Annotated in this window: 20 protein-coding genes; 11 read left to right on the forward strand and 9 right to left on the reverse strand. The window is 68.7% G+C overall.

Annotated elements, in window-relative coordinates; all coding sequences use genetic code 11:
• Window positions 1–34: 34 nt before the first annotated feature.
• The 5 genes from EV644_RS11885 to EV644_RS11905 form a co-directional block, all read right to left on the reverse strand.
• Window positions 35–805 carry a DUF4097 family beta strand repeat-containing protein gene (locus EV644_RS11885; RefSeq protein ID WP_132191621.1) on the reverse strand — a complete coding sequence of 257 codons (771 nt, stop codon included), beginning with the start codon at window positions 803–805 and terminating at the stop codon, window positions 35–37.
• Window positions 806–921: 116 nt separating this feature from the next.
• Window positions 922–2196, reverse strand: a complete 1275-nt coding sequence (locus tag EV644_RS11890) for a hypothetical protein (protein ID WP_132191620.1) — start codon at window positions 2194–2196, stop codon at window positions 922–924.
• Window positions 2193–2855 (reverse strand): hypothetical protein, encoded by a 663-nt coding sequence (locus tag EV644_RS11895; protein WP_132191619.1) that lies wholly within the window; start codon window positions 2853–2855, stop codon window positions 2193–2195. The genes EV644_RS11890 and EV644_RS11895 overlap by 4 nt, the downstream gene beginning before the upstream one ends.
• Window positions 2855–4189, reverse strand: coding sequence for a hypothetical protein (locus tag EV644_RS11900; RefSeq protein ID WP_132191618.1), 1335 nt, complete (start codon window positions 4187–4189; stop codon window positions 2855–2857). The genes EV644_RS11895 and EV644_RS11900 overlap by 1 nt, the downstream gene beginning before the upstream one ends.
• A gap of 204 nt (window positions 4190–4393) precedes the next feature.
• Window positions 4394–6253, reverse strand: coding sequence for an acyl-CoA dehydrogenase (locus EV644_RS11905; protein ID WP_132191617.1), 1860 nt, complete (start codon window positions 6251–6253; stop codon window positions 4394–4396).
• 114 nt (window positions 6254–6367) lie between these two features.
• Between EV644_RS11905 and EV644_RS11910 the strand changes: the two genes are divergently transcribed.
• From EV644_RS11910 to EV644_RS11920, 3 genes are all read left to right on the forward strand, one after another.
• The gene (locus EV644_RS11910; protein ID WP_132191616.1) at window positions 6368–6895 is read left to right on the forward strand and encodes a histidine phosphatase family protein; all 528 of its coding nucleotides are present in this window, start codon (window positions 6368–6370) and stop codon (window positions 6893–6895) included.
• A gap of 48 nt (window positions 6896–6943) precedes the next feature.
• Window positions 6944–7090: a hypothetical protein gene (locus EV644_RS45280; RefSeq protein ID WP_199239755.1), complete on the forward strand. Its 147-nt coding sequence runs from the start codon at window positions 6944–6946 to the stop codon at window positions 7088–7090.
• Between the two features lie 72 nt (window positions 7091–7162).
• Window positions 7163–8326, forward strand: a complete 1164-nt coding sequence (locus EV644_RS11920; RefSeq protein ID WP_132191615.1) for an anhydro-N-acetylmuramic acid kinase — start codon at window positions 7163–7165, stop codon at window positions 8324–8326.
• A 77-nt stretch (window positions 8327–8403) separates the two neighbouring features.
• Here the strand turns inward: EV644_RS11920 and EV644_RS11925 are convergent, their stop codons facing one another.
• Window positions 8404–8877 (reverse strand): AAA family ATPase, encoded by a 474-nt coding sequence (locus tag EV644_RS11925; protein ID WP_241998838.1) that lies wholly within the window; start codon window positions 8875–8877, stop codon window positions 8404–8406.
• A 116-nt stretch (window positions 8878–8993) separates the two neighbouring features.
• Here EV644_RS11925 and EV644_RS11930 point away from each other — a divergent pair, with 116 nt between their 5' ends.
• Window positions 8994–10043: a DNA polymerase III subunit beta family protein gene (locus EV644_RS11930; protein WP_132191614.1), complete on the forward strand. Its 1050-nt coding sequence runs from the start codon at window positions 8994–8996 to the stop codon at window positions 10041–10043.
• Window positions 10044–10171: 128 nt separating this feature from the next.
• Here EV644_RS11930 and EV644_RS47135 read toward each other — a convergent pair whose 3' ends face one another.
• A complete protein-coding gene (locus tag EV644_RS47135; protein ID WP_255513803.1) occupies window positions 10172–10303 on the reverse strand; it encodes a hypothetical protein in 132 nt (43 codons plus the stop codon).
• Window positions 10304–11165: 862 nt separating this feature from the next.
• Here EV644_RS47135 and EV644_RS11935 point away from each other — a divergent pair.
• The 6 genes from EV644_RS11935 to EV644_RS11960 all read left to right on the forward strand — a co-directional run bounded on the left by EV644_RS11935 (window position 11166) and on the right by EV644_RS11960 (window position 17682).
• Window positions 11166–11462: a hypothetical protein gene (locus tag EV644_RS11935; RefSeq protein WP_132191613.1), complete on the forward strand. Its 297-nt coding sequence runs from the start codon at window positions 11166–11168 to the stop codon at window positions 11460–11462.
• A gap of 155 nt (window positions 11463–11617) precedes the next feature.
• Entirely contained in the window at window positions 11618–12457 is an 840-nt protein-coding gene (locus tag EV644_RS11940) for a DUF8094 domain-containing protein (RefSeq protein WP_132191612.1), read from the forward strand.
• 297 nt (window positions 12458–12754) lie between these two features.
• The gene (locus EV644_RS11945; protein ID WP_158292788.1) at window positions 12755–13174 is read left to right on the forward strand and encodes a G5 domain-containing protein; all 420 of its coding nucleotides are present in this window, start codon (window positions 12755–12757) and stop codon (window positions 13172–13174) included.
• A 39-nt stretch (window positions 13175–13213) separates the two neighbouring features.
• Window positions 13214–13738 carry an NUDIX domain-containing protein gene (locus EV644_RS11950; RefSeq protein ID WP_132191611.1) on the forward strand — a complete coding sequence of 175 codons (525 nt, stop codon included), beginning with the start codon at window positions 13214–13216 and terminating at the stop codon, window positions 13736–13738.
• Between the two features lie 83 nt (window positions 13739–13821).
• Window positions 13822–15048, forward strand: coding sequence for an epoxide hydrolase family protein (locus EV644_RS11955; protein WP_132191610.1), 1227 nt, complete (start codon window positions 13822–13824; stop codon window positions 15046–15048).
• 96 nt (window positions 15049–15144) lie between these two features.
• Window positions 15145–17682, forward strand: coding sequence for a polysaccharide lyase family 8 super-sandwich domain-containing protein (locus EV644_RS11960; RefSeq protein ID WP_132191609.1), 2538 nt, complete (start codon window positions 15145–15147; stop codon window positions 17680–17682).
• A 129-nt stretch (window positions 17683–17811) separates the two neighbouring features.
• On the opposite strand, the gene EV644_RS11965 is transcribed toward EV644_RS11960, so the two are convergent.
• Entirely contained in the window at window positions 17812–18270 is a 459-nt protein-coding gene (locus tag EV644_RS11965; protein ID WP_132191608.1) for a YcxB family protein, read from the reverse strand.
• A gap of 750 nt (window positions 18271–19020) precedes the next feature.
• Here EV644_RS11965 and EV644_RS11970 point away from each other — a divergent pair.
• Window positions 19021–19974: a DUF3455 domain-containing protein gene (locus EV644_RS11970; protein WP_132191607.1), complete on the forward strand. Its 954-nt coding sequence runs from the start codon at window positions 19021–19023 to the stop codon at window positions 19972–19974.
• A gap of 289 nt (window positions 19975–20263) precedes the next feature.
• Here the strand turns inward: EV644_RS11970 and EV644_RS11975 are convergent, their stop codons facing one another.
• Window positions 20264–20707: a pyridoxamine 5'-phosphate oxidase family protein gene (locus EV644_RS11975; protein ID WP_132191606.1), complete on the reverse strand. Its 444-nt coding sequence runs from the start codon at window positions 20705–20707 to the stop codon at window positions 20264–20266.
• Window positions 20708–20846: the final 139 nt, after the last annotated feature.

Consider the following 20846-nt stretch of genomic DNA (forward strand, 5'->3'; position numbering starts at 1 on the left):
CCTGCTCCAGGGTCGGACCGGCCAGTCGGAAGGTTCAGCGAGTGGCCAGTGTCACGTCGCCGCTGACCGTGCTCGCGTCGATGCTGTGGCTGCCGTCGGGCGCATTCCCGAGGCCGTTCTCGACGTCGCCGCTGCGAGTCTCGGTGTGGACCTTGTAGTCGCCGGCCGGCGCCTTCACCTCGACATCGCTGCTGGTGCCCTTGGCCCGGACGTCGTTCTGCTCGTCGAGCTCGAGCTGCAGGTCGCCAGAGGTGGTCTCGACGTTTACCGCACCGCCCTTGAGTCGAGTGGCGTCGATGTCGCCCGAGGTCGCCACGATGTCGAGCTTGCCGGTGAGCCGGTCGATCTCCACATCCCCTGAGGTGAGGTCGAGCTTCACGTCCCCGGTCACGTCGCGCAGTGAGATGTCCCCGGACCGGGAGCTGGCGTCGATCCCGCCGACGCCGGTGATCGAGAGGTCGCCGGTGCCGTTCTCGCCGGTCACCTTGGTCCCGCGGGGGACCGTGATGACGAAGTCCGCGGTGCACTGCCAGCCGCAGTCGCCGTCCAGTTTCAGCGTCTCGCCGTCCACCGAGTAGGTGTCGCCGTGCTTGATCAGCCAGTACTTGCGCTTCTCCTGGACAGTGGTCGTGTCGCCGTCGCCGACCTTGATGGTGATGTCCGCGTTCGGCGAGTCCAGCCGCACCGTGGAGATCTTGCTGTCGACCCTGTGCTCGCCGGACGATTCCCGGTCCCCGAAGGACCAGAACGCCAGTGCCGCCCCGGTCACCAGCAGCAGCGCCCCCACCTGCTTGGTGTCAGCCATCCCGACCCGCCCCATCTCATCCGCCCCGCGCCAACCTGTCGCTTGACAGTAGGTCCGTACGGCGGCAGCCCGGATCCGGCAAGACCCTCAGATCCGCCCTGACCCCGCGCTCAGGGTCAGCGGTGGTGGTCCCCACGGGTGACGGCGTTGGGCAGGTCGTCAGTGAGGACACCGAAGAACGTCCGGGCCCAGAGGTCGTCGTTGTGCCAGTAGGGCCCGTCCTCGCCCGGCAAAGAGGCCGGTGCCGTACCGCGTTTGAGCGCGCGCCGGCAGTCGGCGCAGAGCGGCAGGGTCAGCGTGGTGCCGTCGGCATCGACCTGCGTCGGACGACCGGAAGCCCTTCCGTGCAAGGGATTGAAGGCACAGAGCGGCTGTACTTCGACGGGCTTGCGCCCGGCCGCCAGAGCCTGGGCGATGTCGTACTCGCGGCGTCCTTGGTCCAGCAGCACCATCGCCCCGACCACGTCGACCAGGTCGCGCGAGGAGTCCAGCACCCGGCTCGCGGCATCGTGAGCGTCAAGTGCCAGCTGCTGATGCCGCAGGCCTTCGCCGGCGACCGTCGGCAGCGCGGCCAGGTCCGATCCGAGCGTGGTGAGCTCGGCCGAGGTCTCGCGGGTCAGCCGCCGACGTCGCTCGGCAGCCACCGTCGCCGCGACGTGCGGTGGAATGGTGAACGGCTTCTCCCGCCTCGGGGAACCGCTGTCGCCGGCGCCACCCGACCCGCGGCGGCGCAGCCCGATCCACAACCCCAGCGCCACCAGGCACGCAAGCACTGCCAACACGATGCCCAGGGCAATGACGCCGCCGGAACGATCGGAATGGTCATAGTTGGCAGGGCCGGTCCGCCGGTCCGTCTCCGGCCGCATCGCCGGCGGCAGAGCCGGCCCGGCCAGGAGCTCGTAGAAGCGCGTCAGCACCTCGGTCGGCCCGGCGTCGTACTCCGTGTCGTCGAGTGCCCGCTCCCGGGCCGGACTGAGCTTCTTCTGGTCGAGCTGCGGAACATCCAGTGTCTCGTACCAGGGGAACCGCCCGCCGCCCTCGACCACGACGTACAGGCCGGGATTGCGCATCGCGTCCATCACCAGGGTGAGGACGTTGCGCTCCTTGCCCTGGAAGCCGTCGCTCGGGGAGAGCGGCAGGATGATCGTGTAGACCGGGTACCCGAGCGCCTTGGCCTTCTCCCGCACACCCGCCCGCATCGTCTCCGGCAGCCCCGGCGCGTATGACGGGTCGACGTACAGCGGGTCCTTCGTCAGCGCGGTCGCGATCTCGCGCGCTCGTTCCGCGGGGGTCTGACTCGCACCCACCTCGGCTGCTCCGGCGGGTGCCGGGACCAACGTCAGCGGCAGCAGCAACGCGGCCGCCAGAATCAGGGCTTGCCGGGATCTCACTGCTGACCTCCACGTCGAGGGGCGACGAGTGCCGCCAGTCCGAGCACGATGGCGGCCAGGAGTGCGCCGCCCATCAGGCCGATCGTCATTCCGCCGATGCCGTTGCCGATCGCCTTGCCCACGGTGAACCGCTCCCGCTCGTAGGTGCGCTCCGGCGCCGTCGGCAGTTCGGCGGTCCTGGCCGGCTTGACCTTCACCCGGTCGTTGAGCTCGAGATCGTCCAGGTACTGCGAGAGTTGGTCGGTCAGAGCGGTCTTCGAGGACGCGAAGGTGTCGAAGGGCGCGCGGGCGCTGACCAGGTGCGCCACCCCGGTTGTGGCCGTCCCGTCCATCACGACGTAGATCCCGGGCGTGCCGTTGGTCACGGCGAGCCAGCCCGCGAGCCGCTCGGTGTCGTCCTTCTCCTGGAACCATGCGCCAGTCGGCAGAACCGCGACGAACACCGGCGCTGGTGCCGTCGCGGTCCGCTCGGCCAACTGCTGGTCCTGGGTGCCGACGTATTCGGCGTACAGCGGATCGACGTACACCGGCTTGGTCCTCCAGGCCGCGACGGCGGCCGTGACCCGTGGATCGGTGGGGAAGTCGACGGCCGACGCGGTGAGTCCGCCGCCGAGGAAGACGGCCAGGCCGGTCAGCAGGATCAGGGCGAGGCGCTTCATCACTTGTCCTCCTGACGGCCGACGCGCTCGGCGAGATCGTCCTCGAGCGAGCCGAAGCCGGTGGCGACCAGCGGCTGCTCCTTCGGGTCGAGCGTCCAGTACGGCACCGCCGACTGGTCCATCCCGAACAGCCCGGACTTCTTCCAGACCAGGAAGCCCCGCGGAGTCTCACCACGCTCCAGCAGCCTCGCGCAGTTCGGGCAGGCCGGTACTTCGGTCCCCTCGGACCAGGCGGCCTGGACGGTTCCCGGCTGGTGGGTCGGGTCGAAGAAGCACGGCGGCTGGACCGTCCCGTCACCCGCGACCTGCCAAGCCTGCCGAGCCAGTACGAACGCTCCAGCCGCTGCAGTCAGCTCTCCGGAGGGATCTCCGGCCGTTGCCGGCACGCTCTCGGAGGACCTCAGCGTGCGGGCCGCATCGAGCCGCCGAGCCGCGTCATCGCGCCGGTCGAGCAGGTCCAGACTGTTGTCTCTGGACGCCTTGATCCGGGACTCCAGTCCGCGCAGCGCCTTGTCGGCCTTGCTGATCCATCGATCGGCCTGCGTCCGGACGGCTGACACACTGACCGGCTCCCGCGGCGCGGCCACCTCCCCGGACTGCCCGGCCTTGCCCCTGCCGTTGCCCCGGCGGGCCTTGGCGTTCTGGCGGTCCTTCGCGGGACGCTTTCGCCGGCTGCGTACGGTCAGGAGGATCACGATGATCACCCCGAGCACCCCGCCGACGCCCATCCCGATGAAGGCGGACAGGTCTTCCTTGTCCGTGGTGGACCTGCCGGACCGGCCGGAGTAGGTGTCCTCGCGGAGGTCGCCCGCGGGAACCTCCGGCAGCGGGCGTCCGTAGTACGCCGTCGCGGCCTGCTGGATCGTCCGCACGATCCGCGGCGCCGGCCGGTCGGTCACGATGCGGTTGTCCTGCTCGTCGTCCAGTTGCACGCCGACGAGTTCGCGCCCCTTGAGCCCGCCCGGCCGGACCAGCTTCTCGGTGCCCGACCAGTAGTCGTTCGAGACCGTCCACACCAGGTACAGCCCCGGCTGGCCGAGACGCGCCTGAAGCAACGTCGGCAGCTCCGCCGGGAGCTCTCGGGTGGAGGGAACCCGCGGCAGCAGCGCGACGTACACGGGGAAGTCGACGGTGCGGCTCGCGGCCCGGATCCGGTCCAGCTCGGCCTTGGGAAAGGCGGGCCGCATCGAGCCGTGGATGTAGATGCGGTCGGTCTTCCAGGCGGCGGCGATCTGGTCCGGGAGTTCTGGCGGAGCGGCGGCGGCAGGGGTCGGCGAAAGGAAAGCCAGGACGGCGATCAGGGCGGCGCCGAGGCCGGCGAATCGGGCGGACATCGCAGTCAGGGTACGACGACCGGTTGGCGGGTTCACTTCTGGACTGACGCGAGCCTCCCCGGCCGGGTTCCGACAGAGCGCGGCCCTGGCTCGGACAGGGGAAGCCGGGCCAGGGACGCGGTGTCGCTCGGGTAGAAACGATTCCTGAATCCGATCAGCCCGGACAGGGCAGATCGGCGGGCAGCGCGGGGCAGATCGGGCGGATCAGAAGGCCGACTCGGGCAGGTCCATCACGTCGAGGTCGGTCATCTCCGCCTTGATCCGCTCGGCGCGCACGGTCGGCATGGTCGACCGGACGAACCACTGTGCGGCGGCGAGCTTGCCGGTGTAGAAGTTCTGGTCGGCCGGCGACAGGTCCCCGCCGAGCTTCTCCAGGGCGATCTCGGCCTGCCGCAGCATCAGCCAGGAGCAGACCACGTCACCGAGCACGTAGAGCAACCGGGACGTGTTCAGGCCCACCTTGTAGATGTTGCGCGGGTCGCCGTTCTCCGCCTGCGGGTTGCTCGCCATCAGCGCCTGGCTCATCACGCCGAGGATCTTCTGAGTGTCCCCGAGCCCCTTCGCGAGCAGTTCGCGCTCCTCCTTCAGCCGGCCATTGCCCGCCTCGGAGGCGACGAACGCCTGGATCTGCTCGACCAGGTGACCCAGCGCCTTGCCCTGGTCCTTGATGATCTTGCGGAAGAACAGGTCCTGGCCCTGGATCGCGGTGGTGCCCTCGTACAGGGTGTCGATCTTGGCGTCGCGGACGTACTGCTCGATCGGGTAGTCCTGCAGGAAGCCCGAACCGCCGAAGGTCTGCAGCGACTCGGTGCCGAGCAGCGTCCAGGACTTCTCCGAGCCGTAGCCCTTCACCAGCGGCAGCAGCAGGTCGTTGACGCGCTCCGCCTCCTCGTCGTGCTCACCCGCGTACCGCGCCTGCTCGGCCCGGTCCTGGTACGTCGCGGTGAAGAGCACCAGCGCGCGCAGCGCCTCCGAGTACGACTTCTGCGTCATCAGCGAGCGGCGTACGTCGGGGTGGTGGGTGATGGTGACTCGCGGCGCGGTCTTCGCGGCATTGGTCAGGTCGGCGCCCTGGACCCGCTCCTTCGCGTACTCCAGCGCGTTCAGGTAGCCGGTGGACAGCGTGGCGATGGCCTTGGTGCCGACCATCATCCGGGCGTACTCGATCACCTGGAACATCTGCGCGATGCCGTCGTGCACCTCGCCGAGCAGGTAGCCCTTGGCGGGGGTGTTCTCGCCGAAGGTGATCTCGCAGGTGGTGGAGACCTTGATGCCCATCTTCTTCTCGACGTTCGTGACGAAGGCGCCGTTGCGCTCCCCGGTCAGCTCGCCGGTCTCCAGGTCGAAGTCGAACTTCGGCACGATGAAGAGGCTGAGCCCCTTCGTGCCGGGGCCGCCGGCGCCGTCGATGCCCTGCGGGCGGGCCAGCACCAGGTGCACGATGTTCTCGGTCATATCGTGCTCGCCGGACGTGATGAACCGCTTGACGCCCTCGATGTGCCAGCTGCCGTCGTCCTGCAGGGTGGCCTTGGTGCGTCCGGCGCCGACGTCGGAGCCGGCGTCCGGCTCGGTCAGCACCATCGTGGCGCCCCAGCCGCGCTCGATCATGTGGTGCGCGATCTTCTTGTCCCGCTCGGTGCCGTTGCGCCACAGCACGTGCGCGAAGTTCGGGCCGGCGGCGTAGATGTGCACAGCCGGGTTCGAGCCCAGCACCATCTCGGCGGCGGCCCAGCGCAGCGACGGAGGCGTCGGCTGGCCACCGAGCTCCGGCGGCAGCTCGAGCTTGAACCACTCGGCGTCCATGTAGGCGTGGTAGCTCTTCTTGAACGACACCGGCATCCGGACCTCGTGCGTCGCCGGGTCGTAGACCGGCGGGTTCCGGTCCGCGTCCTCGAACGATTCGGCCAGCTCGTTCTTGGCGAGCCGGTCGATCTCGGACAGCACCTCACGCGCGGTGTCGACGTCCATGTCGGCATACGGGCCCTGGCCGAGCACCTCGCCGCGGCCCAGCACCTCGAGCAGGTTGAACTCGATGTCCCGCAGATTCGACCTGTAGTGGCTCACAAGGTTCCCCTACCTCTTCGCTACGCTTGTACTCACGAGTAACTTAAGTATATACCCACCAGTAACGACCACCAAGCGGATTCCCCTGTGACCTGATCGGGCAGGGTGGTCAGCGTGACTGTGAAGCTGGTTTACGAGACGCACTCGACGACCGTGGACAACGAGACGGGCATCGCCACCGGGTGGCTGCCGGGGGAGTTGTCCGCCGAGGGCCGACGCGAGTCGGTGCTGCTGGGCGAGCGCCGCCAGGACGTCGACGCGATCTTCAGTTCCGACCTGCTGCGCGCGGTGAAGACGGTCGAGATCGCGTTCGAGGGACAGGCGATCCCGCGGTTCCAGGACTGGCGACTGCGCGAGTGCGACTACGGCGAGCTCAACGGGGCGCCGGCCGAACTACTCGCGCCGCGGAGGCCGAAGGTCGACGTACCGTTCCCGGGCGGTCAGAGCTATCGGGACGTGCTCGGCCTCACTCAGTCGTTCCTCGCCGACATCAAGGGCCCGTACGACGGTCGCAAGGTGCTGGTGGTCGGGCATGGGGCGCAGCGGTGGGCCCTGCAGCATCTCCTCGGCGACGGGACTCCGCTGGAAGATCTCGTGGACGCGCCCTTCGCCTGGCAGCCGGGCTGGGAGTACGAGCTCTGAGGACTCCTCTTCTGTTTGGCCGGACCGGGTCCCGCGATGCTGGCGCAGATGTTCCCGACCAGAGCGCGCTACACCGGCCTCGGCCTGGCGTACTCGCTGTCGAACGCTGTCTTCTCCGGCTGCGCAGGCCTGATCATCACCGAACTGATCAAGCGGACCAAGAACGTCGACATCCCCGCTACTACGTGGCGGTGACGTGCGCGGTCAGCGTGGTCGCGTTGCTGACCCTGCGCGGCGACGACTACCAGCGCGAGTTGCGGGACTGACATGCGCGTCATCGGGCTGATGTCCGGCACCTCGTACGACGCGATCGACGCGGCGGCGGCGGATCTGCGGATCGAGGGCGACCGGATCATCCTCACTCCGCTGGGTCTGCTGAGCCGGGAGTATTCGGAGTCGTTGCGAGCTGAGCTGGCCAGTTCCTTGCCTCCGGCAGCCACCACGCTGGAGCAGGTGTGCCGGCTCGACACCGGGATCGGACAGGCCTTCGCGGGACTGGCGGAGCAGGCGGTCGAGCAACTCTGTGGTGGTCACGCGGATTTGATCGTGTCGCACGGGCAGACCGTCTTCCACTGGGTGGAGGAGGGGCAGGTCCACGGCACGCTGCAACTTGGCCAGCCCGCCTGGATCGCTGAGGCGACCGGTACGACGGTGGTCTCGGACCTGCGCTCCCGCGATGTCGCCGCGGGCGGTCAGGGAGCCCCGCTGGTCAGCATCTTCGACGTCCTCTGGCTCCGCGGCCGCTCCGGCACCCCGGTCGCCCTCAACCTGGGCGGTATAGCCAACATCACCGTCGTCCCGAGCTCGGAGCCGATCGCGTTCGATACGGGGCCGGCCAACGCGTTGATCGATGCGGTGGTGCGGGAGCTCACCGGTGGGCGGTCAACCTTTGACGCGGACGGTGTGATGGCCGGTCGTGGGCGGGTCCACCCCGAACTGCTCGAGCGGTTGCTGGCCGAGCCCTACTACGGCAGACCGGCACCGAAGAGCACCGGGAAGGAGCTATTCCACCTCGGCTACCTCGCGACGGCGATGACCGGGCTTCCCGAGATCGCCCCCGACGACCTGGTCGCCACCGTCACCGCGCTGACCGCCCGGACCGTGGCCGACGCCGTGCACGCGTACGGCGGTACCGAGGTGATCGCGGCCGGCGGTGGCATCCGGAACCCCGCGCTGATGCACCTGCTCGCCCAGGAGCTCCGCGGGATCCCGCTGCGAAGTACGGACGAGCTCGGCCTGCCTTCCGCGGCGAAGGAGGCGTACGCGTTCGCAGTACTGGGGTTTCTGACGGTGAACGGGCTGGCTGGGACGGTGCCGAGTTGTACCGGGGCGCGGCATGCGAGCGTGCTCGGGTCGATCACGCCCGGGCTCGGCGCGTTGCCGATCGCCGCGCCGCCCGAACGGGTCCCGGTCGCGCTGCACATCGAGTGAACCGGGCGGCGTGTGACGATCCAGCGTGATCAAGTCCGAGGAGATCCAGGTCGACGGCAGGGTCGCGCGGTGGTTTGCTACTCGTTGACCCAGGTAAGGATCAGGCGAGCGGAGTCCTCGGGAGTGCCGTCGCCGGCGACCGAACGGGGGACCAGCTTGCGGATCTGCGCGGCGTCGGCGATCGCCTCCTCGATCTGCTCGTCGGACCACCCGCGCTCGGACAACCTTTTACGGCGTACGGAGTCCGGGCAGTCGAGGTGCAGCCAGCGGCCTTCGGGCAGCTCCGTCGGCACCAGCGGCGAGAGCAGCAGCATCGGGGTGCCGGAGCGACGGACCAGCTCGGTGATCCGCAGCCACAGCGCGTTGTACGCGGGCCAGTTCGCGGCGGCGGACGAGTCGGCGATCTCGATGCCGAGCACCCGGCCCTCGGAATCGAGCAACTCGTCCATGTCCATCACGACCAGCTGCCCGGCGCGCAGCCGCAACAGCTCCGGGATCACCGTCGACTTGCCGGCCCCAGGCGCGCCGGTCACCACGAACAACCTCGTCACGCCCCCATTTTCACCGACCCCCCGACCTCCCGCAGCACGACCCGACCCTTCATTTCCATGCCCGCTCCCGGGCCCGGTGTGCGGGTTGACCTTCGAGTTGGTCGAGGATCGGGGGCATGACGGACGAGTTGCTGGCGATCAGCGCGTTTGCGCGGCGGGTGGGATTGACCCCGAGTGCGCTGCGGTTCTACGACGACTGCGGGCTGTTGCGGCCCGCAAAGGTGGACGACCAGAACGGCTACCGGTACTACGCGCCGGACCAGGAACCGCGAGCCGCCCTGCTCCGGGATCTGCGAGAGATCGACCTGCCGCTGGCCGAGGTACGGGTGGTGCTCGACGAGGGACCGGCCGCGGGTGCCGCGGTGGTGCGGGCGCATCTGCGGACGGTCGAGGGTAAGGCCGACGCCGCTCGCCGGGCCGCGGCGCGAATCCTCGCCTCGCTGCCGGCGGTTCCGTACGAGTGCGCGGTCACGCTGGGCGGCGCCGAGCTCGCCAGTGCGATCCGCCAGGTGGCGGCCGCCGCGGCGCCGACCGACGAGATCCCGGCCCTCGCCTGCGTCCTGATCGAGCTCGACGAGGACGAGGTCACCCTGGTGGCGACCGACCGCTACCGCCTGTCCGTCCGCAAGCTCCACCCGGTCGCCTTCACCGGCTACCCGCGGAACCTGCTCGTCACGGCGACCGAACTGACCGCCCTCGCCCGTTGGGTGGCAGCCGCGGCCGAGGTGCGGATCGAGACGGGCCCAGCCGGTACGACGTTCGCGGCCGACGGCGCCCCGCGCGAGGTGCCGGTGGTCGACGAGGAGTTCCCGGCGTACCAGTCGATCCTCGAGGGACTGGCGCCGCCGACCAGCCGGGTCGTCGTCGACCGGCTCAGGCTGCTCGACCTGCTGACCGGCGAAACCGTTGCCCTGAGCATCGACTCGGACCGGCTCACAGTGACGCCGAAGGGGGCGACGGCGCCGTCGGGAGGGCTCGAGGTGATCGCGTCGGGCGAGCCCCTCCGGATCGGGTTCACCGCCTCGCTGCTCGCGGCCGCGCTGACGGTGAGCGTCGGACCGGACGTACTGCTCGAGATCGGCCCCGTGGACCGGCCGGTCGTCGTGCGTTCAGCCGATCAGGGCACCTTCACCACTCTGGTGATGCCGGCCCTTCTCGACGGGTGAACCGGGGGCTACTACGGCTGGCTGGCAGGCGCGTCACTCTCGGCGTTCGGCGATACCGCGGTCTTCTTCGCCCTCGGTTGGGCGGCAGCCGGCCTCGGTCCGCACGTCGCCGGGCTGGTGCTGACCGGTTACACCCTCCTCGCGCCGTACTTCTGCTCGCCGGTGGCGTCCTGGGCGACCGCTGGGGTCCATGCCGCCTCCTGCTCACCTGCTACCTCCTCCTCGCCGCGGTCACCTTCTTCCTCGCCGGCGCAGTACACCTGATTGGCACTTCGGTGGCGCTACTCCTGCTGACCGCATCCACCATCGGCACCGTTTCGACGCCTTCACCTTGCTCATCGCCTTCGCCTGCCTCGCGTTCATCAAACTGCCGCGCGAGACCGCACTCGAGCCGGCCGCCGGATCCGTGGTGAAGGAAGCACTCGATGGCATCCGCCTGGCCTGGACAGACCCCGTACTGCGTCCGCTGCTGACCGTCGGTTTGATGGCGGCCTCCGTTCTCCCGGTGACTTCGTTGTGCGCGCCACTTCTGGCTCGCTCGAACGGCTGGGCTGCCTCGCAAGCAGGATTGGTGGTCGGGGCAACGGTCGCCGGTGGCCTGGTGGTGACGCTGTTGGTCGTCCGGGCTTGGCGCTTTCGCCCACCCCGGACGGACCGCTGCGGTCGGTTGCCTGGTCGCTGCCCCTGGAGTCACCGGTCCCTCGCTGGCGTCGTCCGCCTACCTAGCGGCACTGTTCGCGGCTGTCCAAGGCGTTGGCATCGGCATCTTCACCTCGCACCTGGCACCACTGTTCGTCGCGAGCACGCCACGGTCGCACCCGACCCGGCTGCAGTCGCTGCTGGCGCTCGCCCAGACCCTTCAGCTGATTGCCTCGACGAGCCTGCTCGGCCTGGTCGCCACAGCCGGCGTACAGCTCGCAGTACTGGCTTGCGCCGCCGGTACTGCGCTCGCCGGGGCGACGCTGCTGGCGATGCAGCGAGCCACGGCGGCAGTCGCCTGACGAGACGAGGAGTATCAGGACGGCGGCCCTCTGACGAGACAGGGAGTATCTTGAGGGATCGGAGTCGGTGGCGTCTCACTGTCGAGCGCCTGGAAGTCCCCGGTGTGACGAGGCGATGTCGATGTCGTTCCCACTGTTCCTGCAGTCGTCCGCTGAGCAGTCCGGTCCGATCCGGCTGCGGCCTGCGGATATCACCCTCAACGCACTGTTCGCCGAGTTGACCGAAGCCCGGTCCGCGAACCAGCTTGAGCGCGGAGCGCCTCGCCTGGGCACCGCCGGCGGGCGCCGCGCGGACCGCCTCCTGCAGAGTCTCGAGGCGTGCGCCGCTGCCCTCGAGGACCGCAACCTGCCGATCCCCCCGTCGTTGCGAGACGAACTCCGCCTCCGCCGAAGCCTCCACGCAACCAGCCGCACGTGAGTCCACTCTGGGTTGCGGCAAGGGGATAGCAGCAGGTCGATTTGGTCGCGGAGGAAATCGGCGCCGGCGGCGGCAGCGCCTCCTGCGGCGAGCTAGCCGCCGATGCGCCGCGGTCTGGCCACGATTTCGCCTCGATTACCCGCCACTGCACGCTCATGCGTTTCGCCCGCATCGCCCTGGCCTGCTGCTGGCCCTGGTGGGATTACTGGTCACTCTGGCCGGGGCCGTCGCCGCCTTCTGGCTGGTCGGCCCGACGCGGACGGGTCTCCCGGGGTGGCTGCCGGGTCACCTTCGGTGTCGAGCTCGACGGGGCGTTCCGGACCTGCCTGCTGGTCCTCGGGATCGGCCTGCTGCTGCTCGTCGTGGGCCTGGTGCTGGTGTTCTTCCGCCGCCGCAAGCAGCCCGCTCCGCCCTTGCCCGTAGTCGCCGCCGCGCCGGTGATGCCGTACAGCCCGCCGACGTACGAGAAGCAAGGCCAGATACGCCGGTACGCCGGGCTGGCGACGGGGGTCGTTCTGTTGCTGGCGGCAACTGGTTGTGTCGCGGTGCCGGAGAAGAACACCAGCCAGTCGCTCAGCCGGCCGGCGGTCACCCTGGCCGACGGGAAGGCCGTGGTCGAGCGGTACAACGAGGTCAACAACAAGGCGAACCAGGCGCGGGACGCCAAGCTCTCGGAGACGATCGAGGGCAACCCGACGCTCGCGCAGACCCGTGCGGGGTACCGGATCGACGGCAAGCTCGACGCGGCCGGCAAGAACAAGATCAAGCTGTTCACCTACACCAAACCGCGGATCGGTGCGCCCGAGTTCACCTCGTACCCAATGCGATTCGTCGTCAGCTCGGGCGTCTCCGACGACTCGGAGAGTCGGCAGCTCGGCGTCTGGCAGCGGCTGAACGCCGGTACTCCGTGGGTGCTGACGCACTCCGTCTACCCGTGTGCGGCGACGAAGCTGCCGTCGATGGAGGGGCTGTGGATAGGCGCGGGCGGTTCCTGAGACCCGGACCTCACCAACCTGCACTTACGTGATCGAGCTGAGGTCTGGCGGCCGGGGTGACCGAGCAGGAGACTCAGGGCCATGCGAGTGGGGGTTGTGGCCGCGGTTGTTGTGTTTGTCTCTGGCGGAGCGCTGCCAGGCTGCGCGGCAGAGCCGTCTGACGAATCCGTGTCCGTGACGGTGGATTCGCCTATACCGACTGCTCCGAAGGTGCCACGGACGACGTCGGCGCCGACGCCAACCAATTCACCATCTGCGAGGCCGAAGCGGACGCCGACGGTCGCGTTGACACCCGTGGTGACCCGCCGGCTGGTCATGGAGACAAGGAAGATTGCCTTCCGGAAGGTCACGCAGACGGATCCGTCGCTGGCCAAGGGACAGAAGGTTGTCACTGCCCATGGCGTCCCGGGCACGAAGCGCCTGACTTTCGAGCTGACCCTGACCGACGGCGTACAGACCGGCAAGCGGCTGGTGAGCCAGGTCGTCGTCCGGGCGCCGGTAGCACAGGTCACCTCGATCGGCACAAAGGTCGAGCCTCAACCCGCCGGGAATTGCGACCCCAACTACACCGGCGACTGTGTGCCCATCGCCAGCGACGTTGACTGTTCGAGCGGCACCGGCAATGGCCCGGCGTACGTCGACGGACCGGTCGAGGTGGTAGGTACAGATATCTACGGGCTGGACCGGGATAACGACGGCATTGGTTGCGAGGACTGAGTCCCCAGCGTGCCAGGGTGCTGCTGGGAGGTGTGACCGATGACTGAGGGCGGGCGTGCGGGCGATCTGGCTGCTGAGGGGGTGCCTGAGGCGGAGTTTCATCCGGGGATTGCGCAGCGGATGCCGCGCAAAGGGGTGGCCGGTGGGGCGTTGATCCGGAACGAGGACGGGTTGATCCTCTTTCTCGAGCCGACCTACAAGCCGACGCTCGACATTCCGGGTGGGATGGCGGAGCAGGACGAGTCGCCGCTCGAGGCCTGTCGTCGTGAGGTCCGGGAGGAGATCGGGCTGGAGCTGGAGATCGGTCCGTTGCTGGTGGTCGACTGGGTGCCGGCGATCGGGGTCTGGTTCGACGCGGTGAACTTCATCTTCGACGGCGGGGTCCTCGACCGCGAGCAGATCCAGCAGCTGCGGGTCGACCCGGTGGAGGCGCGCGGGAGTGAGTTCCTGACGCTCGAACAGGCGAGTACCCGGCTGCGGCCGTCCATGGCGCGTCGGCTCGCCGCCGCCCAGGAAGCGGTCAGCCGCGGCGCCACACAGTACGCGGAGTTCGGGCGTCTCTGAGGGTGGAAATTCGGTCGGCGCCGACGTGAGCCGGGGATATGTTACGAGCTGGAAGGAACCCGCTGTCGACAGGTAGAGGTGGCATGGCTGAGAACGCTCGCTTCCCGTTGGAGCCGACCCCGATCCATGTTTCCGACGCGACGCTGGACGACCTCCGGGCGCGGCTCGAGCTCACCCGGTGGCCCGACGACGTCGGGAACGACGACTGGTCCTACGGGGTCGGCCGGACCTACCTCCAGGAGCTCGCCGAGTACTGGCTCAACCAGTACGACTGGCGCAAGGCCGAGGCCGCGATCAACGCCTACGAGCACTACCAGGTGCACGTGGACGGCGTACCGGTTCACTTCCTGCGCAAGCCGGGGGTCGGTCCGGCGCCGACGCCGTTGATCCTCAGCCACGGGTGGCCGTGGACCTTCTGGCACTGGTCGAAGGTGATCGACCAGCTCGCCGACCCCGCCGCCTTCGGGGGCGATCCGGCCGACGCGTTCGACGTGATCGTGCCGTCGCTGCCGGGCTTCGGGTTCTCCACCCCGCTGCCGAAGAACCCGGACATGAACTTCTGGAAGGTGGCCGACCTCTGGCACACCTTGATGACCGAGACCCTCGGCTACTCGAAATACGCCGCTGCCGGGTGCGACATCGGCGCGCTGGTGACCGGTCAGCTCGGCCACAAGTACGCCGACGAGCTGCACGGCATCCACATCGGCTCGGGTCTGCGGCTCGACTTCTTCACCGGCGACCGGGCCTGGGACCTCAGCGGCGGCCGGCCGATCCCCGAAGGGCTGCCCGAGGCCGTGCATGCGCAGGTCGTCGCGCTCGATCGCCGGTTCGCCGTTCACCTGGCCGCGCACGTCCTCGACCCCAGCACGCTCTCCTTTGGACTGACCGACTCGCCCGTCGGCCTGCTCGCCTGGATCCTCGAGCGCTGGGAGCGATGGAGCGACGACCATGGCGACCTCGAGAGCGTCTTCAGCAAGGACGACCTGCTAACACACGCGATGATCTTCTGGGTCAACAACGCGATCAGTACGTCGATCCGGTACTACGCGAACGCCAACCGCTACCCGTGGACACCGTCGCACGAGCGCAAGCCGGTGATCGAGGCCCCGACCGGCATCACTTTCGTCGGTTACGAGAACCCGCCCGGCGTGACCACCGAGCAGCGCGTTGACAGCTGGCTCGCCCTGCGCGAGGGCTGGTACAACCACGTCAACCTCACCGCCCACGATGCCGGCGGCCACTTCATCCCCTGGGAAGTTCCCGACGCCTGGGTGGACGATCTGCGCCGTACCTTCCGCACCCGCCGCTGATCCGGGGAAGGAAAGAGGAGGTAAGCGGTTGCCGTAAGATAGTTCCGGCTGGTTGACTCCGGGCGTGAGGTTTTTCCCCTTCGCCCGGGAGTACCAGTGGACATCACCCGTCGCCGCCTGCTGTCTTTCGTCCCCGCCGCCGCTTTGCTGACCGCGGTCAACCCTGCGCCCGCGAGCGCCGTGCCTTTCGGAGCCACCGCGACCCGAGGAGCCAGCGCGACCCGAGCCGCCGGTACCTCGCAGTTGCTGGCGAATCTCGTCGGCATCTTCGCGGGCACGCCCGAGTCCAACCAACGGCCCGAGGTGAAGGCCAAGCTCGCGGCCCTCGACCAGACCGCCCGGACCTGGCTGTCCGCGATGGACCGGGCCCAGGCCGGAGAACTCTTCGCCGGTCTCCCCCTCGGCACGAGCGACCCGAACCTCAACGCGTCGTACCAGCACCTCTACGAGATCGCGCTGGCCACCCGGCGCCCGGGTCCGGCGTCGGACCTGCAGGGCAACGCGGCGATCCAGGCCAGGGTGATCGAGAAGCTGCGGTGGTTGCACGACAACTACTACGGCGACCAGTCGAAGGGGTACTACGGCAACTGGTTCACCTGGGAGATCGGCATCTCCACCCACGTCGGCAAGACCCTCGCGCTGCTCGACGCTCCTGCCGAGCTGATCAGCACGTACGTCGCGTCGATGGACGCGTACCTGCGCAACGGCAAGGACGGTGACGTCGACCTCGACTCCCGGTTCCACACCGGCGCGAACCTGTCCGACATCACCGCCAACCGGATCATCCAGGGCGCCCTGCTCGACGACGACGCGCGGATCCGCAAGGCGCTGCAGGACCAGTTCTCGGTCTTCGCCACCATCGACCCGTACAACCTGCAGCACGGTGTCACCGACGGGTACTACGCGGACGGCTCGTTCATCCAGCACGACTCGGTCGCGTACACCGGCTCGTACGGCAAGGGCCTGCTGACCAGAGTCGTCCAGACGGTGAAGACCCTCGACGGCACGGACTACGCGCAGTCCGGTGAGCTGGTGAAGGTGGTCCAGGGCTGGATCGAGGAAGGCTTCGCGCCGCTGATCTTCGAGGGCTGGATGACGGAGGTGGTCAAGGGGCGCGCGATCTCCCGGACCGCCACCGGGTACGACGATGTCGCCATCGTGGTCGAGGCGATCGTCGACCTCGCGGACTACGCGGAGCCGACGGATGCCGCGCGGCTGAAGCGCTACGTCAAGTTCACCGCGCGCCCGACGCTCAACCCGAACAGCTTCGTCTCGCCGGTCAGCATCACCCGTTTCGCCGCCATCACCGCCGACCCGGCGATCGTGCCGGCCGACCTCAATCCGGCAGCCAGCAGCGTCGCCTTCAACGCGATGGACCGGAACGTGCACCGCCGGCCCGGGTACGCGTTCGCCCTGTCGAGGAGCTCCGCCAGGATCAGCAAGTACGAGTACATGAGCGGCGAGAACCTGATGCCGTGGTTCCAGGGCGACGGGGCCTACTACCTCTACCTGAGCGGCCAGGACCAGACCCAGGCGTTCGGCGTCGACTACCTGACCACCGTGTCGCCGTACGCGCTGGCCGGAGTCACCGCGCCGGTGGAGCAGCGCAGTACGATCCCGCAGCTCTACGGCACGCCGTACTACGACAACCCGGGGCATCCGCTCAACTTCACCGCGTCGTCGGAGTCGCAGAACAAGTACGTCTACTTCCCGGTCGGCACCAACCAGTACTCCGGTGGCGCGACGCTCGGCCCGTACGGCGCGGCCGGGTGGATCCAGTCGAGCGATGTCGCGTACGCCGACCAGGACCTGCTCCCCGAGGACTTCGTCGTCTACCGCAACGCGGACGCCACCAAGTCCTGGTTCATGCTCGACGACGAGGTCGTCGTCCTCGCCGCCGGGATCGGCGACCAGGACCATCGCGCGGTGACCACCTCGATCGACGCACGCCTGGCGGCTCCGGCTGACCAGTTGACGATCAACGGAGTACTGCGGAACGGGCGCGCGTGGTCCGGCAGCGGCGACGCCGACCTCAGGTGGCTCCGCTACGCCAACACCACCGCGGCGACGTCCCTCGGCTACTACTTCCTCCAGCCCAGCAAGGTCACCGTCGGCATCGAACAGGTCACTCGCAGCCGCCGCGTGATCCGGACATCCAACCCGGACACTTCTGTCACCAAGCAGATCTTCTCCCTGAGCCACCAGGCCCCAGGCCGTACTGCGCTCGCGTACGCGCTGGTGCCGAATGCCACGGAGGCCAAGCTGCGGTCCTACCTCTACGGGCGGCTGCTGGTGCTGGCCAACTCCACGCGGGTGCAGGCGATCCGTCACAGTGGCCTGGACCTGATTGCCGTCAACACCTTCACCCCCGGGCATCACCAGGTCCTGGGGTTGAGCGTTGACGGACCGGCGTCGGTGATCACTCGGCGGAACGCGGATCGCACCACCTCCATCGCCGTCTCGGACCCGACGATGTCGCGGACCACGATCTCGGTGTTCGTGCTGGGCCGTCGGCTCACAACGGTGGCCGCTGATCCGGGAATCACCGTCACGCACACCCCGGCCGGGACGCGGTTGACGTTCACCACCCACCACCTGCACGGCGCATCGCTGACAGCCACATTCAGCGGGTAGCGAAGTCCGATGCTCCGGCAACGATTTCGCAGCGGAGGTCGTTTGACGGCGTTTCGGGCGGTCTGAGAGGGGCGGGGATAGGGGCCGATGGCACAGACCTCTGTCCCCGCAGGAGTTCCGCGTCGGATGTCAGCGTCGCCTGGCGAACACGGCGTCGACCTCGACGCGCGCGTCGGCGCTGAAGGCGTCCCTCGGTACGGCGATCGCACGTCGCGCCAGCAGGCTCTGGAACAGCCAGTAGTGGGCCGTCTCCCGCAGCGGCCGCAGGGACTCCCAGCGGTGCTGCGTCGAGACGCCGGCCAGGCTCACCGTCATCCCCTCGTCGGTTAGCTCGTACCCGATCTCTACCGTCTGCCCGCCGGCCGACAACCGCCGCCAGACACGCCGCAGCGACAGGGCGAAGTACGGCGGGGCGGCGACCAGGAACGCGACGAGCAGCCCTGCGCCAGCTGCCGGTGTGAGGAGCAGCACGCCGACCGCGATCAGGAGGGCGGCACCCCACAACTTCAAAATCCGCCCCTTGCCGGACGCCCACATCAGCTGCCGGTACGCGCGGTAGCCCAGCGTCGCACGGCCCTCGATGCGCATGTCGGTCTCCTCCCTTCTCCGTCTGCGGGTCGGTGCCGCGCCGTCGACGTCCCCGCTGACGCGGCATCATACGGGCACATGGCAGCACTGATGCGGGTTAGCAGCACGGGGAGGCACGGATCGGGCACACGCCGGAGCCGGATGCCGAGATGCCTGGCCCACGCGCTTTCCACGTCCTCGCAGGTGCGGGTGATGGTCTGTGCAGCGGTCTGGTCGGCGCGGGTGATCGCCAAGCCGTCGGGGTTGGCGACCCGCAGGTAGCTCAGGACCCACGGACAGCGGTAGCCGCGGGCCAGTGGCCATCCACTCCCCCGGGCCCCGGCGGATTCAGTGGCCCGGGTCGAGATCGATCCGGATCGTCAGCGGGTCGGTGCTCATCGCGTGCGAGGCGCTCAGACAAAGCCGGCAGCCCTACCGCGCGGTACTTCCGATCCGATCCGTTCATCTCCGACTCCCGAGAGGTCCGGGGTCCGATGGTAGTCACGGGGAACCTCGGTCGGCGCGCGCCCAACGTTCCAGCCGCGTCGCCGGCGCTAGGGCCGGAAGTGGCTAGCGTCATGCGGGCACCCGTCGCTCATGGCGACGAGCCGCCACGATAGGTATCGCGACACGTATGCGGCATTGATTCGGTTCAGCCAGCCGCCAGTGATCTTTGTCGCACCCTCCGGCTGGGCGCCTGCCGGCAAATTTACGTGCACCTGATACGGGCCGTGCACAAGCGGCGGCCGCAGATCCGGAAGGACAATCACCATGTCTCACAGCACAAGACGCCGCCTGGCCCGCGGCATCGGCGCCGCCCTCGTCGCGACGGCCGCTTCCGCCACCCTTGCCGTCGGCGCGGCAGGAGCGAGCACCCAGGTGACACCGCTCGCGGGGATCACCGTGCCGGGCGACCCGACCGCAGCACCCGCCACCCTCGTCGCGAGCCTGGAGGGCCGAAACGAAATCACAGGCGGCGATCCGGACGGGCGGGCGCTGGAACTCATCGGCATCGAGGGCAACACGCTCAGCTACTCGGTGTCCTGGCGCGGCATCAACACCCCGACCGAGGCAGCCATCCACGCCGCCGGTCGAGGAGTGGACGGGCCTGTCGTCGTACCTTTGTTCACCACGCCGAGCGGAAGGGGTAGCTTCGCCTCCGGCAGCGTCACTGTCACCGACCCGACGGTGCTTGACGCATTGCGCTCAGACCCGACCGGCTTCTACACGGACCTGCGCAACAACGACTTCCCGAACGGCGCCGTACGTGGCCAGTTGCACCTGCTCAGTCACGCGGTCAGCACGACCGGGGTGGCCGCACTGCAGGAGTCGGTGATCCAAGGCAGCCAGATCTACGCCTGCACCGTGCAACTCGACGGCTCGTTCGCCTTCACCCAGTACGGCGTCGAGGCGCGCCTCCTCGGCGGCATCCACCACACCTTCGTCCAGCCCGCCGCCGGCCCGCCGCAGTGGCAGGCAGCCGACGGCAGCGCTGTCACCGGCACCAGGGTCGTCACCAGGAACCCCAACGGTGCGGGCAACATCGCCGAACTGGACCTCGACGCCACCCAGATCGGCGACTCCTCCGGACTGCTGTCGAACGCCGTCGAGGTGCTTCGCCTCAACACAGTCGGCGGCGTCGCCCCGACCGGCCCCTGCGACCCGCAGGCCACACCGATCGTCAACGTCCCCTACCAGGCCGACTACGTGTTCATCAACGGCTAGCCACTTCGATCTGAAGAAGTCGCCACGTGCCGGCATCTGACGTGGCACCTGTTGATCGGCAGGATGGCCTCGACCCCTTGGGCCAGAAGGGATCGAGGCCCCCCTGCGGCCGAGGAGCCGGGCAACGACGAACCGGATTCCGACGACGGGAAGATCTTCGCGCCGCCACGTCGATGCGGCCCAAGCTGACTACCACTCAGAGCATGCAACGGGCCGTTCTCGTGGTGCCGCGGTCCTCGCCGTGATGGCGAGCGCACACGCTGGGCCCCGGGAATCAGTCCCAATCGGCTCAGGCGATCCATCGTTGAGGTCGCAGCGACAGCATCGCCGCGGCGGCAAAGGCGGCATCGTCCCATCCCGACGCGAAATCGGTACGCGAATAGCGCTGGTCCAATGCGACCAGGTCCTCCATCAGCGGAGGCCGGCGCACTGCGACCGATCCCGACACGCTGACGAAACTGCGGACAGGACCTTCCGTGACCTCGACGCACAATGTCGCCTGCCCGGTCCGTGCGACGTTGCGGGTCTTCACCGCGTCGGCGCCAACGAGAACTCGAATCTCGTCGTCAACGTAGAGGAAGTGCACCGGAACCGAATGAATCCAGCCGGCCTCGCTCAGCGACGAGAAGACGCCCACCAGCGGGCGCGAGAGCAGCGCAACGGACTCCTCCCGACTAAGCCGCCGCCGATTCTCGTCAACGAAGTCACCCGCCGATTCCGAACCTGACACCATCAGCTCCCCACCCGCTCGCACTCGCCGTGCTCCTGGCAACAGTACGTTCCGCTCCGTTCCTCCGGATCAGGGACGCGGCCTCCCTGCGTCGACTACACCGTCCACAACGCAGCCATCCTGGTCAGAGCCGACAAGCATC

It is taken from the genome of Kribbella orskensis, from assembly GCF_004342085.1.
In the GTDB taxonomy this organism is placed as follows: Bacteria; Actinomycetota; Actinomycetes; order Propionibacteriales; family Kribbellaceae; genus Kribbella; species Kribbella orskensis.